Source organism: Salinispora goodfellowii, assembly GCF_059570675.1.
Genome location: NZ_JCANTD010000004.1, coordinates 111,696 through 129,497 on the forward strand (window position 1 = coordinate 111,696; position 17,802 = coordinate 129,497).

Annotated in this window: 13 protein-coding genes; 3 read left to right on the top strand and 10 right to left on the bottom strand. The window is 72.2% G+C overall.

Going from position 1 to position 17,802, the window contains the following annotated elements:
• The 4 genes from T398_RS06995 to mbhE all read right to left on the bottom strand — a co-directional run bounded on the left by T398_RS06995 (position 1) and on the right by mbhE (position 5,069).
• The gene (locus T398_RS06995; protein ID WP_496445537.1) at positions 1–411 is read right to left on the bottom strand and encodes a Na+/H+ antiporter subunit E; all 411 of its coding nucleotides are present in this window, start codon (positions 409–411) and stop codon (positions 1–3) included.
• A 103-nt stretch (positions 412–514) separates the two neighbouring features.
• Positions 515–1,999: a monovalent cation/H+ antiporter subunit D family protein gene (locus T398_RS07000; protein WP_496445538.1), complete on the bottom strand. Its 1,485-nt coding sequence runs from the start codon at positions 1,997–1,999 to the stop codon at positions 515–517.
• Positions 1,978–2,301: a sodium:proton antiporter gene (locus T398_RS07005; protein ID WP_496445539.1), complete on the bottom strand. Its 324-nt coding sequence runs from the start codon at positions 2,299–2,301 to the stop codon at positions 1,978–1,980. Before T398_RS07005 ends, T398_RS07000 begins: the two co-directional genes overlap by 22 nt.
• Positions 2,298–5,069, bottom strand: coding sequence for a hydrogen gas-evolving membrane-bound hydrogenase subunit E (gene mbhE / locus T398_RS07010; protein ID WP_496445540.1), 2,772 nt, complete (start codon positions 5,067–5,069; stop codon positions 2,298–2,300). Before mbhE ends, T398_RS07005 begins: the two co-directional genes overlap by 4 nt.
• A gap of 327 nt (positions 5,070–5,396) precedes the next feature.
• Here mbhE and T398_RS07015 point away from each other — a divergent pair, with 327 nt between their 5' ends.
• The 3 genes from T398_RS07015 to T398_RS07025 are packed head-to-tail and all read left to right on the top strand — an operon-like array spanning position 5,397 to position 10,211.
• Entirely contained in the window at positions 5,397–6,449 is a 1,053-nt protein-coding gene (locus T398_RS07015) for an AAA family ATPase (protein ID WP_496445541.1), read from the top strand.
• 2 nt (positions 6,450–6,451) lie between these two features.
• Positions 6,452–7,747 carry a DUF58 domain-containing protein gene (locus T398_RS07020; protein ID WP_496445542.1) on the top strand — a complete coding sequence of 432 codons (1,296 nt, stop codon included), beginning with the start codon at positions 6,452–6,454 and terminating at the stop codon, positions 7,745–7,747.
• Between the two features lie 16 nt (positions 7,748–7,763).
• Positions 7,764–10,211, top strand: a complete 2,448-nt coding sequence (locus T398_RS07025) for a transglutaminase TgpA family protein (RefSeq protein ID WP_496445543.1) — start codon at positions 7,764–7,766, stop codon at positions 10,209–10,211.
• Positions 10,212–10,260: 49 nt separating this feature from the next.
• Here T398_RS07025 and T398_RS07030 read toward each other — a convergent pair whose 3' ends face one another.
• The 6 genes from T398_RS07030 to T398_RS07055 form a co-directional block, all read right to left on the bottom strand.
• Positions 10,261–10,659, bottom strand: a complete 399-nt coding sequence (locus T398_RS07030) for an SCO2097 family morphological protein (protein ID WP_496445544.1) — start codon at positions 10,657–10,659, stop codon at positions 10,261–10,263.
• 114 nt (positions 10,660–10,773) lie between these two features.
• Entirely contained in the window at positions 10,774–12,033 is a 1,260-nt protein-coding gene (locus T398_RS07035) for a DNA polymerase IV (RefSeq protein ID WP_496445545.1), read from the bottom strand.
• Between the two features lie 61 nt (positions 12,034–12,094).
• Complete coding sequence (locus tag T398_RS07040) at positions 12,095–13,333, bottom strand: alkaline phosphatase family protein (protein ID WP_496445546.1); 1,239 nt, start codon at positions 13,331–13,333, stop codon at positions 12,095–12,097.
• A complete protein-coding gene (locus T398_RS07045; RefSeq protein ID WP_496445547.1) occupies positions 13,330–14,100 on the bottom strand; it encodes a class I SAM-dependent methyltransferase in 771 nt (256 codons plus the stop codon). The genes T398_RS07040 and T398_RS07045 overlap by 4 nt, the downstream gene beginning before the upstream one ends.
• Positions 14,101–14,146: 46 nt before the next feature.
• Positions 14,147–14,326, bottom strand: a complete 180-nt coding sequence (locus T398_RS07050; RefSeq protein WP_496445548.1) for a hypothetical protein — start codon at positions 14,324–14,326, stop codon at positions 14,147–14,149.
• Positions 14,327–14,425: 99 nt separating this feature from the next.
• Positions 14,426–17,800 carry an error-prone DNA polymerase gene (locus T398_RS07055; protein ID WP_496445549.1) on the bottom strand — a complete coding sequence of 1,125 codons (3,375 nt, stop codon included), beginning with the start codon at positions 17,798–17,800 and terminating at the stop codon, positions 14,426–14,428.
• Positions 17,801–17,802 lie beyond the last annotated feature (2 nt).

The window sequence follows — 17,802 nt, forward strand, 5'->3', positions numbered from 1 at the left end:
TCACCCACCTCCCTCACCACCGGTCCGGCCGCCGCCGACCGGCCGGACGGCAGCCAACAGCCGCCCCTCCAGCTCCGCCACGGCGCGGCGAAACGCCGGCGCGTCGTCGGCGTACATGCCGTGCACCCACATCACCCGCGGGTCCCGCCGTACCGCCAGCGCGAGGGTGCCCGGGGTCAGGGTGACGAAGAGCGTGAGCAGAGCCACCTCGGAGTCGGTCCGGGCGCGCAGCGGAACCCGAACCACCGCGGGCTGCAGCCCCAGGCCCGGAGTGACGATCTCCCGGGCCACCACCAGGTTCGCCTGCACCAGCCGACCCGTGAACCAGGCCAGGAACCCCACGATCCGCGCCATCCGGGCCGCGGCCCGCCGCACCACGTCACCCACTGCCCGGCCCACCCCACCGCTCACTGCCCGCTCACCGCCCGCCGCACCACGCCGCTCACCGGCCGCCGCAGCACGCCGCTCATCGGCCGCCGCACCACGCCGCTCATCGGCCGCCGCAGCACGCCGCTCATCGGCCGCTCACCGCCCGCACATACCCGGCCGGCTCCAGCAGCCCCGCCGCGGCGTCGTCGGCCACCTGCAGCAGCGGCCCGCCCAACGGCCCGAGCAGCAGCGCGCACCCGCCGAGCGCCAACGGCGGTCCCAGCAGCGCCAGACCGGGGCGGGCGGTTCGCTCCCGGGCCGCTCGCGGCACCTCACCCCAGAACGCGACACCCCAGATCTTCAGCATCGACAGCAGCGTCACCAGGCTGACCAACACCGCCACCGTCAGCACGAGCCAGTCACCGACCTCGTTTGCGGCCCGCAGCACCAGAAACTTGGCGAGAAACCCGCCGAACGGGGGTAGACCGGCCAGTGACAGGGCGGCGACGCCGAAGGCCAACGCGAGCAGCGGGCTGGACGAGGCCAGCCCACCCAGCCGACTCAACCGGTCGGTACCGCGGGTGGCCGCCACCACCGCCGCGCACAGAAACAGTGCCGCCTTCACCAGCACGTACTGGGCCAGGTAGAAGATGGCGGCGGCGAGACTCGCGGCGGTGAACAGGGCCAACCCGAGCAGCACGTACCCGATCTGGCTCACCATGTGAAAGGCCAGCACCTTCCGCATCGAACCGACGCCGATCGCGCCGAGCACCCCGATCACCATGGACGCCAGCGCCACCGCCACCAGCAACGGGTGGTACGCCGGGTCGCCGCCGTACAACACGGCGTAGATCCGGATGATCGCGTACAGCCCCACCTTGGTGAGCAGACCGGAGAAGAGCGCGACGACCACCGGTGACGCGACCGGGTAGGCGCGGGGCAGCCAGTCGTGCAGCGGCACGAGTGCGCCCTTGAGCGCGAACGCCAGCAGCACGACACCGCCGGCGGCCGCGGCGGCGGGGACCTCCCGGGCGATACCGGCGAGGTCCGCGAGCCCGACCGTACCGGTGACCCCGTAGAGCAGTCCGACACCGGCCAGCAGGATCGTGGAGCCGAGCAGGCTGGTGGCGATGTACACCCGGCCCGCGCCGGCACGCCCCGGCCCGCCGGAGAGCGCCAGCAGCACGTAGGACGGAACGAGCATGACCTCGACCAGCACGAACAGGTTGAACAGATCGGTGGTGAGGTAGGCGCCGTACGCCCCCGCCGACAGCACCATCGTCAGCGGCAGGAAGGCCCGCTGGCGGTCATCCCCGGTCCCGGCGGCGGCCACCAGGCAGGCCAGCACCACCATCGCCGAGACCGTGACCAGCAACGCGCTCAGGGGGTCGGCCGCCAAGGTGATCGTGACAACCGGCGGCCAGTCCCCGACCCGGAGCACCGGAACCTCGCCGCCGGAGGTCGCCACCAGCAGGACGACGCCCACCGCGATGACGGCCGCCGTAGCAAGCAGCGCCACCACCCGGCGCAGCAGCAGCCGGTCCGGAAGAGCGAGCAGCGCGGCGGCGGCGAGGAGCGGACCCGCCACCGGAACAATCAACAGGATGCTCACCGCGCCTCCCCGTCCCACGTCTCCGGTGGGCGGCTCCCCCGCCGGGCGGCGCGGCGCAGCAGCCGCAGCAGGTAGACGGTGATACCGAAGGTGATCACGATGGCGGTCAGGATGAATGCCTGGGGCAGCGGGTCGGCGCTCTCCGGGCCACCGCCGTCAACCGGCGGCTCCCGCCGGTGCAGCCCACCAGCGGCCAGCAGGAGCACGTTCACCGCGTGCCCGAGCAGCACGAAGCCGAGCACCAGCCGCAGCTGCCCGGGGCGGAGCAGGAGGAAGACACCGGCCGCCACCAGCACCCCGACGATCAGCGGCCCGCTCATCGGACCCACTCCCGAACCGGCCCGGGCGCCGGGCCGGCGGGCGCGCTGTCCAGTCGACGGACCGCCGCCACGACTAGGGCCAGCACCATCAGGTAAACCCCCAGGTCGAACAGGAGAGCCGACGACACCGAACCGACGCCGGGCAACGGGAGCTTGACCGGGGTCAGGAAGGCCCGCCCCACAGCCACCGGCGCCAAACCCACGACCAGCGCCAGTAGCAGGCCGGCAGTGAGCAGTGGCGCGCCCCGGAGGCGGCCCAGCAGCGGCGCTCCCGCGGGGTGCGCCAGGTGGCCGAGTCCGACCGCGGTACCGGCGAGCAGCGCGGCGATGAACCCGCCCCCGAGCTCCTGGTGGCCGCGGAGGAACAACACCGCGGAGGCGACGAGCATGACCGGGGCCAGCACGCGGTACGCCAGCTCGAGCACCGGATCGACCGCGTGCCGTACGGCGTCGGGGTGCTGCCGTACGGCGTCGGGGCGCTGCCGTACGGCTCTGGCCGGCCGGGCGAGCCCGATCAGCCCAACCGCGACCACCGCGAGTACGACCGCCTCGCCGAGGGTGTCCAGGGCCCGGAAGTCGACGAGGATGGTGTTGACCAGGTTCTGCCCACCGGTGGCCGCGGACGCCTCCCGCAGGTACCAGTCACCGGCGGGCGACAGGTCCCGGCGGCCGGTCAACGCCGCGGTCGCCACCGCCGCCGCCACCCCGGCGAGCACCGCCAACCCGGCGCCGGCGACTATCCCCACTCGTCGGCCCGGCGCGACCAACCGGCCGGGCCGGCCCCGCAGGGCGAGCATGACCACCACCGTGGTGAGCACCTCGACCAGCATCAGGGTGAGCGCCACGTCCGGGGCGCCCGTGCTGAGGAACCAGGCTGCCAGGATCAGGCCGACCGCGCCGGTCAGCGCGACCGCCGCGAGCGCCGACCGGGTGGTCAGCAGGCCGGCGAGGGCGACCAGCAGCAGCCCGAGCACGAGCCAGTCCCCCGGTCGGGTGGCGTCCGGATGCCGGGTGGGCAGCGGACCGAGGAGCAGCCCGGCGACGGCCGCCAGCGCCACCACGGCCAGCAGCGGCCGGGCCAGGTAGGGAGCCGGAGCCGTGACCTGGGCGGGTCGGGCGACGACCGCCCCGAAGCGCACCAGGGCACGCCGCCACCGCTCGAGGTAGCCGGTGAACGGTGGGGTGGTCGGTATCTCCGCGAGCACCGGATCGATCCGGCGCCGGTACCAGAACAGCAGCGTCCCGAGCAGGACGGTGAGCGCGGAGAGCCCGAGCGCCGGGGTAAAGCCATGCCAGAAGGCCAGGTAGGGCGCCGGCCCCTGGGGCCGGGCATCGCTGGCGGCCCGCTCGACCATCGGGCTGAGGAGGGCGACGGCCGGGCCGAGAGCGGTGGCGAGGAGCGCCGCGACAGCTGCCGGCGCCAGGAACGACCAGGCCGGTTCGTGCAGCTCACGCTGCCGGGTAGGGCCGGAGAGGACACCATGGACCAGCCGCGCGGCGTACGCGAAGGTGAGCGTCGCGGCGAGCACCGCCAGGCCGGCGGCGATCCACCCGAGCCAGGGCACCTCGTCCACCGTGATGAGGGCCTCGAAGATCGCCTCTTTGCCGACAAAGCCGATCGTCGGCGGCAGACCAGCCAGCGACATGGCCGCCAACACGGTAAGCGTCACGGTGATCGGCATCGCCCGCCGCAACCCGGACAGGGCCCGGATGTCCCGGCTGCCCGCCTGCCGGTCGATGATTCCCACCAGCATGAACAGCGTCGCCTTGAACAGGGCGTGCGCGATCGTGTACAGGATCGCCGCCGCGTCCGAGGCGGGCGTGCCGACGCCGATGACGCTGACCAGCAGGCCGAGCTGGCTCACCGTGGAGTACGCGAGCAGGGCCTTGAGATCGTGTTGGCGGAGCGCCAACACCGCGCCGACGATCGCGGTGAGCAGCCCGAGGCCGATCAACGTCAGGTCCCACGGCCACTGTCCGCCAAACAGCGCCGAGAAGCGCATCAGCAGGTAGATGCCCGCCTTCACCAGCGTGGCGGCGTGCAGATAGGCGCTGACCGGGGTGAGGGCGACCATGGCACCGGGCAACCAGAAATGGAACGGCACCTGCGCCGACTTCGTGATCGCTGCGAAGATCACCAGGGCACCCGCGGCCCAGGCGGGTCCGGTCGCCAGCCGGCCCGGATCAGCCAGGATCAGATGGAGGTCGCTGGTGCCGAGGCTCGCGGTCAGCACGACCACCGCCACCAGCAGCGCCACCCCACCGGTGGTGGTGACGACGAGGGCCTGGATCGCCGGCCCACGGGCCTGCCGGCGACCGTCCTGCCCGATGAGAACGAACGACAGGATGCTGGCCAGTTCCCAGAAGGCGAACAGCAGCAGCAAGTCGTCGGCGAGCACCAGACCCAGCATCGCCCCGGCGAACAGGGTCATCGTCACGTACACCCGGGTGTGCCGGCTGTCCGGGCTCAGGTAGCGCGGACAGTACGCCATGACGAACGCGCCCACTCCCAACACCAGCAGGGCGAAGATGAGGCTGAGTGCATCCATCCGCAGCTCCGCGTAGACCCCGAGCGACGGTAGCCACGGCCAGGAGAGGATGACGGCCTGGTCGGCGAGCAGGAGTGGACGCTGGGAGAGGAGCAGACCCGCCCCGGCCAGGTAGCCGACGGCGAGCAGGTAGCCGGCGTTGCGCCCCAACCACCAGGTCAGCACCGGCGCCACGGCGGCGAGGAGGAACTGCCCACCGAGGACGACAGCGAGGATCATGCCGGCCCGCAGCAGCCGTACCGGTGTCGCCCACGAACCCCCGGCACCGCCACGGCTGCCATCGCCTTCTCCCTACTCCACCGACCGGGTCGGGGCTGCGGACTACTACCCGTCCGGCGCCCTATCGACACCTCCCCCCGACGGACGAATAATCCGGACGTATGCGATGGAACGCCGGTGACGGTCGGCTGCGGTGTCAAACCTCGCTAGCCTGAGAGGCCAGTGAGATTTCTGCGGCAGACGAGGCGTGTGCGGGACCGCGCGAACCCAACGGCGGGTCCAGCCGCTCCGGACGGAGCTGCCGCCGAGGCGACGAGGAGGACGTTCGTGACCCAACAGACCTGGGACGAGGTGGGCGGTCTGCTGCCACACGATGAGTTCTGCGCCGTCGGTGACGCGATCGTGGCGAACATCGAACAGGTCATTGAGGGTAAGACCGCCACCGTGCAACTCGCCCTCGCCGTTCTGCTCGCCGAGGGCCACCTGCTGATCGAGGACGTCCCCGGGGTCGGCAAGACCAAGCTGGCCAAGGCACTGGCGCGCTCGATCGACTGCTCGGTACGCCGTATCCAGTTCACCCCCGACCTGCTACCCAGCGACGTCACCGGGGTCAGCGTCTACAACCAGGAGACGCGCGACTTCGAGTTCCGTCCCGGCGCTGTCTTCGCCAACCTGGTGGTCGGCGACGAGATCAACCGGGCCTCGCCGAAGACCCAGTCCGCGCTGTTGGAGTGCATGGAGGAGCGGCAAGTCACCGTAGACGGCATAACCTACCCGCTGCAGACACCGTTCATGGTGGTCGCGACCCAGAACCCGATCGAGATGGAGGGCACCTACCCGCTGCCGGAAGCCCAGCGCGACCGCTTCACCGCCCGGATCGCGATGGGGTACCCGGACGTCGAGGCCGAGCTGGCGATGCTCGACGGGCATGGCGCCACCGACCCGCTGGAGTCGCTGCGGCCGGTCTCCGACGCCAGCACCGTGAACCGACTCATCACCCACGTCCGGCAGGTGCACGTCGCCGACGCCCTCAAGCGCTACGCGGTGGAGCTGGTCACCGCCACCCGCGAGGCTCCCGACCTCCGCCTCGGCGCGTCGCCCCGAGCGACTCTCCAGTTGCTGCGCACCGCCCGCGCGGTCGCCGCGCTCGAGGGGCGCGACTATGTCCTCCCCGACGATCTGCAGGTGCTGGCCGTACCGGTGCTGGCGCACCGAATCATTCCGACCGCCGACGCCCAGCTGGCCCGACGCACCACCGACACGATCGTCTCCGATCTGGTGCACCGGCTACCGCTGCCGCAGGAGCGCCGGCGTTCGTCGTACGACACCCGGCCCGCCACCGACAGCGGCCGGGTGTCGTACGAGCCGCGGAGGGTGTGAGGGTGCGCGACGGGCTGCACGGGCTGACCACGCGGGGCCGGTCGTTCCTCGCCGCGGCGGTCGCGGCGGGGATCTCGGCCGCCATCCTCGGCGAACGGGATCTGCTCCGGGTGGCGGCGCTGCTCGCGGTCCTGCCAGTGTTGGCCGCATTCTACGTCGGCCGTAGCCGGTACAAGTTGGCCTGCAATCGGTCGCTGGAACCAGAGCGGGTACCGGTCAGCACCAGCTCCCGGGTGGTGCTGCGCCTCCAGAACCTGTCCCGCCTGCCCACCGGTACGCTCCTGCTGGAGGACCGACTGCCGTACGCGCTGGGCAGCCGGCCCCGGGTCGTGTTGGACCGGCTCGGCGCGCAGCAGGCCAGCTCGGTGGCGTACACGGTGCGGGCCGACGTACGCGGCCGATACCAGATCGGCCCACTGGTGGTCCGGATGACCGACCCATTCGGTCTGTGCGAGGTGACCCGCGCCTTCCCCAGCACTGACCAGCTGACGGTCGTCCCGCAGGCCACGCCCCTGCCCACAGTCCGACTTCCCAGCGAGTACGCGGGTAGCGGCGACAGCCGGGCCCGGTCGGTCGCGGTGCACGGCGAGGACGATGCGGCGACCCGGGAGTACCGGTTGGGCGACGACCTACGGCGGGTGCACTGGAAGTCCACCGCACGCACCGGTGAGCTGATGGTCCGCCGCGAGGAGCAACCCTGGGAAAGCCGCGCCACCGTGCTGCTGGACACCCGGGCGTACGGGCACTGTGGTGACGGGCCGACGGCCAGCTTCGAGTGGGCGGTCTCCGCCGCCGCGAGCATCGCCATGCACCTGCGGCAAAGCGGCTACCGGCTACGGCTGCTCACCGGCTCCGGTACGGGCATCGACGCGACGGAGGCGAGCGGGCACGGGCTCCTCCTGGACAACCTCGCCGACGCCCGCCTCGACCAGCGGACCGAGATCGCCACGCTGATCCGGGAGGTTCGGCAACACGTCGGCGATGGTCTGATCATCGGCCTGTTCGGGACGCTCAGCACCGTCGAGGCCGAGCTACTGGCCGCGCTACGCGGCAACGGCGCTACCTGCGTGGCGTTTCTGCAGAACAGCTCCACCTGGCTGACCCTGCCGGCCAATGCCCGGGCCGAGGCCGACGACGCGCACGCCACCGCCGCGCTTGCGCTGGTCCGAAGTGGCTGGCGAGTGATCGGCGTGGACCATGGCTCCCAGCTACCGGCCCTGTGGCCGCAGGCCGGCCGGGGCGCACAGGGCTTCGCTGTCCGGGCCGCATCGGCCGAGACCGTGGCGAGCAGACGATGAACCGGAGGCCGCGCACATGATCTCCCACCGGAACCTGGGCTTGGTCGCCGCGGCCGCGACACTACTCGCCGCGGCGCCGTTGTCGGCGATCTTCGACCGCTGGACCTGGCTGGTCCAGTCGACCATCACCGTCGCCGCGGTGGCCGCGGTGGCCGCGGTGGCCCGATTGGGTCGGGCCCCGCTGTGGGGGCAGGTGCTGGCCATGCTCGGTGGCCTGCTACTCGCCCTGACCTGGCTGTTCCCCGCGGGCACCGAGTTGCTGGGCGTGGTGCCGACCCCGGCCACCATCGGGCACTTCGGGGCGCTGGCGGAGGCGTCGCTGGTAGACATGCGCAGCTATCGGGTAAAGGTGCCCGACACCGACCCGATGCTGTTCGTCACCGTACTCGGTATCGGCGGGGTCGCCGTGCTGGTTGACCTGTTGGCGGTCGGGCTGCGCCGGCCCGCACTCGCCGGCCTGCCGATGCTGGCCATCTACTCGGTTCCGGTGGCCGTCTACGTGAACAGCGTCCCTCCGGTGCCGTTCGCCGTCGGCGCGGCCGGTTACCTGTGGCTGTTGGCCGCCGACAACGTCGACCGGGTCCGCCGGTTCGGCCGGCGATTCAGCGGCGACGGCCGGGGGGTGGACGTGTGGGAGGCATCCCCGCTTGCCGCCGCCGGTCGCCGGCTCGCGGCGGTGGGGGTCGCGGTCGCGGTCCTGCTGCCGCTGGCGGTGCCGGGGATGACCAGCGGCCTACTCAGCACGCTCGGCGCCGGCGCCGGGGACGGCACGGGCGGATCGGGCCGGGGCACAACCGGCCAGGTCGACCTCTTCTCGGCCCTCCAAGGCCAGCTCAACCAGGGCGAAATCACCGACATGGTGAAGGTGACCACCAATGAGCCATCCCCGCCCTATCTACGGTTCGGCACTGCCGACCAGTTGCGAAGCGGTGGCTTCCAGGCCCGGTCTCTCAGTGGTATACCGGTCAACCGGGATTTCCGCCCGACCGTGCCGGACCGGGCGGAAATCACCCGCACCCGCTACCAGGCGACGGTCGAGGTGACGGAGAGTTTCGACATGCCGCTGCTGCCGGTGTACCCCGAGCCGGTGCAGTTCAAGCTGGACGGCAGCTGGTCCTTCGACCCGAACCAACAGGTCCTCTTCTCCAACCGGGAGCGTTCGTCGGGCAAACGCTTCGAGTTCGAGTACGTGCGGTCGACCTACTCGCCGACCGCCCTGCGGCAGGCCGGCCCGCTCCCGGCCGAGCACAGCCTCCGCCTCCAGACGGTCACGCCGGCGGTGCCCGAGGTGGAGGCGTTGGTGGACGAGCTGACCCAGGGCCAACGCACCGAGTACGACAAGGTGCGGGCCATCTATGACCACTTCGCCACGGAGAACGGGTTCAGCTACGCCCTCAGCACCGAGGGAGGCACCAGCGGTGCGGAGATCGTCGACTTCCTCACCAACAAGGTCGGGTTCTGTCAGCAGTACGCCGCCGCGATGGCGTGGTTGGTCCGGGCCGCCGACATTCCGGCACGGGTCGCCTTCGGGTTCACCACCGGCGGCAACTCCGACGGGGACACCTACGTGTTGACCAACCGCAACCTGCATGCCTGGACCGAGGTCTACTTCGACGGGTTCGGCTGGGTTCCGTTCGACGCTACTCCCGCATATGGCGTACCGGGGGCCGTCCGCTCCGACTGGGCCCCCGATCTGGAGGTGGAGGAGGAGGTCGCCCCGGGGCCGAGCGCGTCAGCGGGGCCGGCGGGCTCCGATTCCGGGACGAGTCAGAACCAGCTGCAAGAAGGGCTGGAGGGGGAGTTGTCAGGGCTGCCGAACGGCACCAGCACCCCCACCCGGCCCGGATCCTCCTGGCTCTGGTGGGCTGTCGGGGCAGCGGCCCTGCTCGTGCTGCTCACCGCGCCGGCACTACAGCGGTCCGCCCTACGCCGACGGCGCGGTGGCAGACGGACGCCGTCGGCCGGGGTGGCCGCGGGCGGGATACCTTCGGGCGACCACCGCATGGTGGTGCTGGCCGACGCGGACCGGGCACGGGCCGACGCGCACGCGGCCTGGGACGAGTTGCTGGACACGTTGGTGGACTTCCGGCAACGGATCAACGGGGCGGAGACGCCGCGCGCCACCGCCAGCCGGCTCGCCCGCGACACCTTCCGTACGGACAGCGAGGCCAAGTCGGCGGTACGGCTGCTGGGCCGGGCCGAGGAGCTCGCCCGCTACGCCCGCGATCCGCATCCCGGGGAGCCGCTACTGCCAGCTCTGCGCCGGGTCCGGGCCGCGCTCGTGGCAGGATCCGACCGCCGCACGCGCCTGCTGGCGGCAGCCCTGCCCTCGTCGGTGCTGCTGCGTTGGCGGGCGGCCGCCGCTGCCGCCCTCACCCGCCTGACGTCTTCCTACGGTCGGTTCCGGGCCGTGACCCTACGCTGGAGCCCGCGCCGGCTGCTCGTCAACCGCCGCCCCCGTTGACACACCCGCCCCAACCGGGAGCACCGGTTGGGGCGGGACGGTCAAGGGCTCAACGGCGCCCCTCCGGGCGCTGCCGCCACCGGTCCTCCATCCGGTCCAGGATTGACGGTCTACGCCCCGACCGCCCACGGGGCCGGCGGCGCGTTGTCGTCGTCCCACCCACGACATGCAGGTCGGGGGACTGCGACCGCCGGTGCGACTGCGCCCCGAAGCCCAACGCGGCCAACATGACGACGAAACCCGCCACCGCCAGCGGCGGGGTCTTGATCACCGCGCCGTAGACCAGCAGGGACAGGCCGACGACAACCACGCCGGCAGCGATGAACAGACGACGCCGCGCGTGGAAACGCGGGTCGCTGGCGCGCACGGCCGAGGCGAACTTGGGGTCCTCGGCAAGCGACCGCTCGATCTGATCGAACAGCCGCTGCTCGTGCTCCGAGAGCGGCACGGCACTCCTCCCCGGTCATGTTGGTCGGCCCGGGCGGCCGACAGACCGTGGCAGCCAACCAGCTGCTTACCCACAAGTCTACGAGGGCCCTCGCGCGTCGGAAAGCGGGACGACCTATGGCCGGCGCTGATTTTCCTTCAGCTGCTGGTCACGGGGGCGCAACAGACTGGCTGGGCCGATGACGGAACGCCCGAAACGGGCAGCGGCGGCGTCAACGGCGCGTTCGGCCTCCCGCCACCCCCGCGCCGGCTCACCAAGGGCGAGTTGCCGGGGTGCGTCCCGGGCGGGCACGATCTGCTCGGCCCGGACGCCGACCAGCCGGATCGGTTCCCCGGGGTCGAGGAGGGTGTAAAGCGCCCAGGCAGTGTCGAACATCTCCCGGCCGACATCGGTCGGGACATCGAGGCTGCGGGAACGGCTGACGGTACGAAAATCGGCCAGCCGCACCTTCAACGTCACCGTCCGCCCCACCTGGCCACCGCGGCGCAGCCGGGCACCGACCTTCTCGGCGAGGCCGAGCAGCGCCCGACGGATCTCCCGCCGATCGGTCACGTCAACGTCGAACGTCACCTCCGCACCGACCGACTTCTCCCCCCGCTCCGGGGTGACCCGCCGCGGGTCCCGCCCCCACGCCAGCTCGTGCAGGTGCCGGGCCGCGGCGGCGCCGAGCGCCCGGCGGAGCATCCCGTCCGGCGCCTGCGCCAGCTCACCGACGGTGACCAGGCCGAGCCGACGCAGTGTCTCGGCCGACCGCTCCCCAACCCCCCAGAGTGCCTCTACCGGCAGCGGGTGCAGAAACTCAAGCACCCGCGCGGTCGGAACCACCAGCAGTCCGTCCGGCTTGGCCCGCGTCGAGCCAAGCTTCGCGACGAACTTGCTCGGCGCCACCCCGACCGAGCAGGTGATCCCCACCTCGGTCGCCACCCGCTCGCGAATCAGCCGGGCGATCGCCGACGGCGGGCCGAACAGCCGCTGGGCGCCGGCCACGTCGAGGAATGCCTCGTCCAGGGAGAGGGGCTCGACCAGCGGGGTGACCTCCCGGAAGATCTGCATGACCCGGCGCGAGGCGGTCGTGTAGGCGGTGAAGTCGGGTGGCAGGAAGACCGCGTGCGGGCAGAGCGCCCGGGCCCGCGCGGTCGGCATCGCGCTGCGGACGCCGTACCGTCGGGCCGGGTAGCTCGCCGAGCTGACCACCCCCCGCGGCCCAAGCCCGCCGACCACGACCGGCTGGCGGCGCAGCTCCGGCCGGCGGCACACCTCGACAGCGGCGAAGAACGCGTCCATGTCGACGTGCAGGACACGGCATCCGGAGTCGTCGGCGTCCGGCCCGAAACGTGAGTCGCCGCCGCGCGGCAACGACTGGCTGCGGCCCATACCCGGAAGGCTAGTGCGGATATCCCTGCCCCGGCCAGCGGCGCGGCAGCGCAACCGCAGCTCAGCCCCGGACCACCAGCAGTGGGATCGTCATCTCCGCCGCGGTGTCCGAACCGTGGTAGGCCACCAGCCGACTCGCCATCGGCGGCTCGGACCGGGTGGCCAGCACGGCGTAGTCGCCGTTGCAGAGCACCACCACGTCCCCGATTCGGCCCAGGTGCTCCTCGGGTACCGGGCCGAACCAGCCAGCCGCCACCAGCTCCGCCCGGGTGGTTACCCGGGCGGCGGCACCGAGCACGGCCGACCAGGTGGCCACCACGTCGTCCCGGGCGCCGGGCCGCACGTGCAGGTAGCGAACTCGGGGCTCGCCGGCCACCACCGTCACGCCGGCGCGCAGGCGCGGGTCGGCGTCCAGGTCGAACCGGTGCTCGAGGGGAATGTTGAGCTGACCGTGGTCGGCGGTAACCAGCAACGCCGCGTCCGGCGGCAGCCCTTCCACGAGACGAGCCAGCAGCCGGTCGACATCGGCCGCGGCGGCGCGCCACGGCGCCGAGTCGACCCCGCTGAGATGGCCGTGCCGATCGAGGTCGGGGTGGTAGCCAGAGACCAGGGTGGGCCCGGAGCCAGCCGCCAGTGCGGCCAACATCTCCCGACCCAGTTCGTCAACGTCCGCCGCACCCCGGTAGTCGCCACCCCGATTGGCCGCCAGGGTGAGGCCGCTCCCGCCGAACTCGGGCCGGCTCACCACCGTCACCCGGACCCGGGCGGCCCGGGCCCGTTCCAGCTGGGTGGGGACGGGTTGCCAGCGCAGCGGCTCCGGGTCGCCGGCCCAGTCGATGTGGTTGAGCACTCGGTCGGTGCCGGGGACCCGCAGGGTGAACCCGAGCACGCCGTGCGCGCCGGGGGCGGTGCCCGTACCGAGGGTCACCAGGCTGGTCGGGGTGGTGGACGGAAAGCCGGAGGTGAGCGGCCGGCCAGCGGTTGCGGTCAGCCCAGCCAGAACCGGTGCGTACGGCGTGGCGGTGGGGATCTGCTGCCAGCCGAGCCCATCCACCAACAGCACGGCGATCCGGCGTACCCCGTCGAGCACGGTGGTCAGGCCCAGCACGTCGGTCGCGCCGGGCACTCCCAGCACCGCGAGCGCGGCGGGCAGGATGTCCGCGAGGCTCGCCACGCCGTACCGGGGGGCGAGGATCCCGTACGGATCGCTCGCCCCGGAGTCAGTCCCGGCGGGCGAACCGGCACCGGCCCACGGCGGCGGGATGCCCGGCAGGCGGGTGTGCTCCGGCGGGCCGGTCATGCCTGCCGACGGGCGAACAGGTGCAACTGGGCGGCGAGGTCCCGCCAGGGCGGTTGGGCGGCGAGCGCCAACTCCAGCTCCAGCAGGGCGGCGGGCTGGCCATCGGCGACCGCGGCGGGCAGCAGGTCGGTGAGGACGCGTACGCCGTGGATCTCCTCGACCGCCAGACCGGCGGCCGTGAGCAGCGCGGCCGCCTCATCGGCGGCGAAGCGCCGCCGCAGCGTGTCCCGGGGACCGGCGGCTCCGGAGGAGTCGGCGGCGAGGAGCGCGGCGACATCGAGTTGGCCGGTCATGGCCCGACCGAGCACGGCGGCGGCCCGCCCGGCGACCAACGCGCTCGCGGCCCCGCCAGGGCGCAGCGCACCGGTCAGTGCCGCGACCACCGCCGCCGGGTCGTCAACCACTTCCAGAACGGCATGACAGAGCACCAAATCGACGCTGGCCGGCTCCACGAGCCCGGCGAGCGCATCACCGTCGCCCTGCACCGCATGCACCCGGTCGGCAACCCCGGCCTCAGCAGCGCGGCGGGTCAGCGCGGCGAGCGCGTCGGGGTTGGCGTCCACGACGGTCACCCGGTGCCCAGCCAGGGCCAGCGGGACCGCGAAGCCGCCGGTGCCCCCACCCACGTCGAGTACGGTCAGGTCAGTGCCGGCACGGCGGTCAAGCTCGGCGCGCAGCACCGACCAGATGACAGCGGTACGCGGGGTCAGCGGCGGGCCAGCGAGCCGCCCTCGGGTCTGCTCCACCTCGACCAGCCTAGTCACCACGTCCAGTCCCGTCCGGAACGGCTGGCCGGTCAGGACTCGGGACCGGTCAGGACTCGCCGCCGGTGACGGCCTCCTCCTCGTGCCGCGAACGCACCGAGTTCGCCACCGGCCCCTCGACGATCTCGTACTCCCGGGCCTCGGCGTGATGGATGGGCACCCACCCGGTACCGAGCCGGGTCCGGCTCGTGTTGGCCACCCCACCGTGGTGGGCGCGATTCCCCGTCATCGGTTCGTCCCCTCGATACCGCGCGGGCCACGTCGCCAGCGCGGGCATGGAGTCTCCCGCCGCCCAGAGCGAAAAACCGTAACCTGAATCACTCGACGATCATCTAAAGTCACGGGCGGTCGACCGAACCTGGAGGTCAATCGGGTCCAGTCGATCAGCGGTGAGATTGATCACCCCCTCGTGCCGGCGGAGGAGACCCCGGACCACCAGCCCCCCGCTGTTCTTCGCCACCTGCCGATAGCGCTGCCACAGCCCGGGGGAACAGGTGACGTTGAGCATCCCCGTCTCGTCCTCCAGGTTGAGGAAGGTGACCCCACCCGCGGTCGCCGGACGCTGCCGGTGGGTGACGATCCCACCAACCCGAATCCGCCGACCCGGCTCCACCAGCGCAAGCCGGGCGATCGGCACCGCCCCCAGAGCGTCGAGCTGGTCCCGGACGAACCGGGCCGGATGACTCTCCGGCGACAGCCCGGTCGCCCAGACGTCCGCGACGAGACGGTCGACCGCCGCCATCCCGGGCAACATCGGCGCGACCGTGCCGGGCACCGTACCGGGCAGGCGGTCGGGATGCTCCTGGGCTGCCGCCCCGGCGCTCCAGAGTGCCTGCCGTCTGGTCACGCCGAAACACGCGAAGGCATCCGCGGTGGCGAGCGCCTCCAACTGCGTGGCGGTCAGACCCGTCCGCCGGGCCAGGTCCGACATGTCCTCATACGGCCCGCGCGCTGCCCGCTCGGTCTCGATCCGCTCGGCCACCTCCACACCGAGCGTGCGCACGCCGCCCAACCCGAGCCGGACCGCCGGACCACCCAGCCCCCACTCGTGCGGCGGCTCCCCCGGCTGGCTTCCCCACCGGGTGTTCGGGGTGGACTCCAGGACCGCCCCGGCACCGCTGGCATTGACATCCGGCCGACGGACCTCCACCCCGTGCCGACGAGCGTCATCCACCAGGGTCTGCGGCGAGTAGAACCCCATCGGCTGGGCGTTCAGCAGCGCGGCCAGGAACGGTGCCGGGTGGTACCGCTTGAGCCAGGAACTGGCGTAGACCAGGTAGGCGAAGCTCATCGCGTGGCTCTCCGGGAAGCCGTAGCTGGCGAACGCGGTGAGCTTGCGGAAGACATCGTCGGCCAGCTCACCGGTGATGCCCCGCTCGGCCATCCCGGCGTAGAGCCGATCGGCGATCCGGGCCATCCGCTCCGCCGACCGTTTGGCCCCCATCGCCCGGCGCAGCTGGTCCGCCTCGGCCGCGTCGAAGCCGGCCAGGTCGATGGCGAGCTGCATGAGCTGCTCCTGGAACAGCGGCACGCCCAAGGTCTTCTCCAGCGCGTTACGCATCAGCGGATGCGGGAAGGTGACCGGCTCCTGGCCGTTCTTACGCCGGATGTACGGATGCACCGAGCCGCCCTGGATCGGGCCCGGCCGGATCAGCGCCACCTCCACCACCAGGTCGTAGAAGCAACGGGGCTTGAGCCGGGGCAGGGTGGCCATCTGGGCGCGGCTCTCCACCTGGAACACCCCGACCGCGTCGGCCCGGCAGAGCATGTCGTAGACCTCGGCGTCGTCCAGGGACATGTCACCCAGCTCGAGCCGTGCCCCGATCAGGTCGTAACCGTGGTGCAACGCGGCGAGCATGCCGAGACCGAGCAGGTCGAACTTGACCAAACCGACGGCGGCGCAGTCGTCCTTGTCCCACTGGAGCACGCTCCGGCCGGGCATCCGCCCCCACTCCACCGGGCACACCTCGATCACCGGCCGGTCGCAGATCACCATGCCACCGGAGTGGATGCCCAGATGCCGGGGAAAGGTCTGCACCGCGTCGGCGTACGCCACCACCGGTTCGGGGATGCCCTCGACGTCGGCCGCGGCGACCGAACCCCACCGATCTATCCGTTTACTCCAGGCATCCTGCTGGCCGGGGGAGAATCCGAACGCCTTCGCCACGTCCCGCACCGCCGACCGGGGGCGGTACGAGATGACATTGGCCACCTGAGCGGTGTGCTCCCGCCCGTACCGGGCGTAGACGTGTTGGATCACCTCCTCTCGACGGGAGGACTCGATGTCCACGTCAATGTCTGGTGGCCCATCCCGCTCCGGAGCGAGAAAGCGCTCGAAGAGCAGCCGGTGGCGGACCGCGTCAACGTTGGTGATCCGTAACGCGTAACAGACCGCCGAGTTCGCCGCCGACCCGCGGCCCTGACAGTAGATGTCCTGCTCACGGCAGAACGTGACGATGTCGTAGACCACCAGGAAGTAGCCGGGAAAGCCCAGCTCCTCGATCATGTTCAGCTCATGTTCAAGCTGCGCGTACGCCTCGGGGTGCGCCTCCGGCGGGCCGTAGCGCTCACGTGCCCCCCGCGCCGTGAGGTGACGCAGCCAGCTCATCTCGGTGTGCCCGGACGCCACCGGATACGCCGGTAGCGCCGGGGCCACGAGCTGTAGGTCGAAGGCGAGTTCCGCGCCGAACTCGGCGGCTCGGGCCACCGCCCCCGGATAGGCGGCGAACCGGGCCGCCATCTCGGCGCCGCTGCGCAGGTGAGCGGTGCCGGCAGCGGGTAGCCAGCCGTCGATCTCGTCCAGGCTACGGCGGGCTCGGACCGCGGCGAGGGTGGTGGCCAGCCGACGCCGCCCCGGAGTGGCGTAGTGCACGTTGTTGGTGGCCACCGTCGGTAGCCCGGCGGCCTCCGCCAGCTCGGCGAGGGCGTCGTTGCGGTCGGTGTCGACCGGGTGGCCGTGGTCGGTCAGCTCCACCGCGACCATCTCCGCGCCGAACAGCGCGGTCAGCCGGTCCAGTTCCCGGGCCGCCGCGTCGACTCCCTCGGTGAGCAGCGCGGCCGGCACGTGGCCCTTACGGCAGCCGGTGAGCACCAGCACGTGGTCCCGCAGCTCGGCCGCGACCTCCGCCAACTCCCCGTAGACCGGACGGCCCTTCTCGCCACCGCGTAGCTGAGCCCGGGAGATGGTGGCGGCCAACCGGGCGTACCCCTCGTGGCCGTGGGCGAGCAGCAACAGGTGCCGCCCGGGCGGGTCCGGCTCGCCGTTGGGCACGCCCGGCAGGTCGAGGGAGAGCTCCGCGCCGAAGACCGTCGGCAGGTGCAGGGCACGGGCCGCCTCGGCGAAGCGCACCACGCCGTAGAAACCGTCGTGGTCGGTCACCGCGAGCGCGGTGAGCCCCAGTCGGGCAGCCTCCTCGGCCAACTCCTCCGGGTGGCTGGCACCGTCGAGGAAGCTGAAGTTGGTGTGCGTGTGCAGCTCGGCGTACGGCACCGCATCGTCCGGGCGGGCTGTCGCGGGCGGCGGATGGTACGGACGCCTACCGGCCCGCGCGGGAGCATCGCCGCCGTCGGCCTCCACCGCCAGCGGGTCCACCACGTGCAGATGCCGCTCGCGGTCGCGGGTACGACGTTGCCCCCGAGTGGATTCGCCGCTGAGCGCCCGCTCCAGTTCCGACCACGGCAGATCCGGGTTGTGGAAGCTCATCG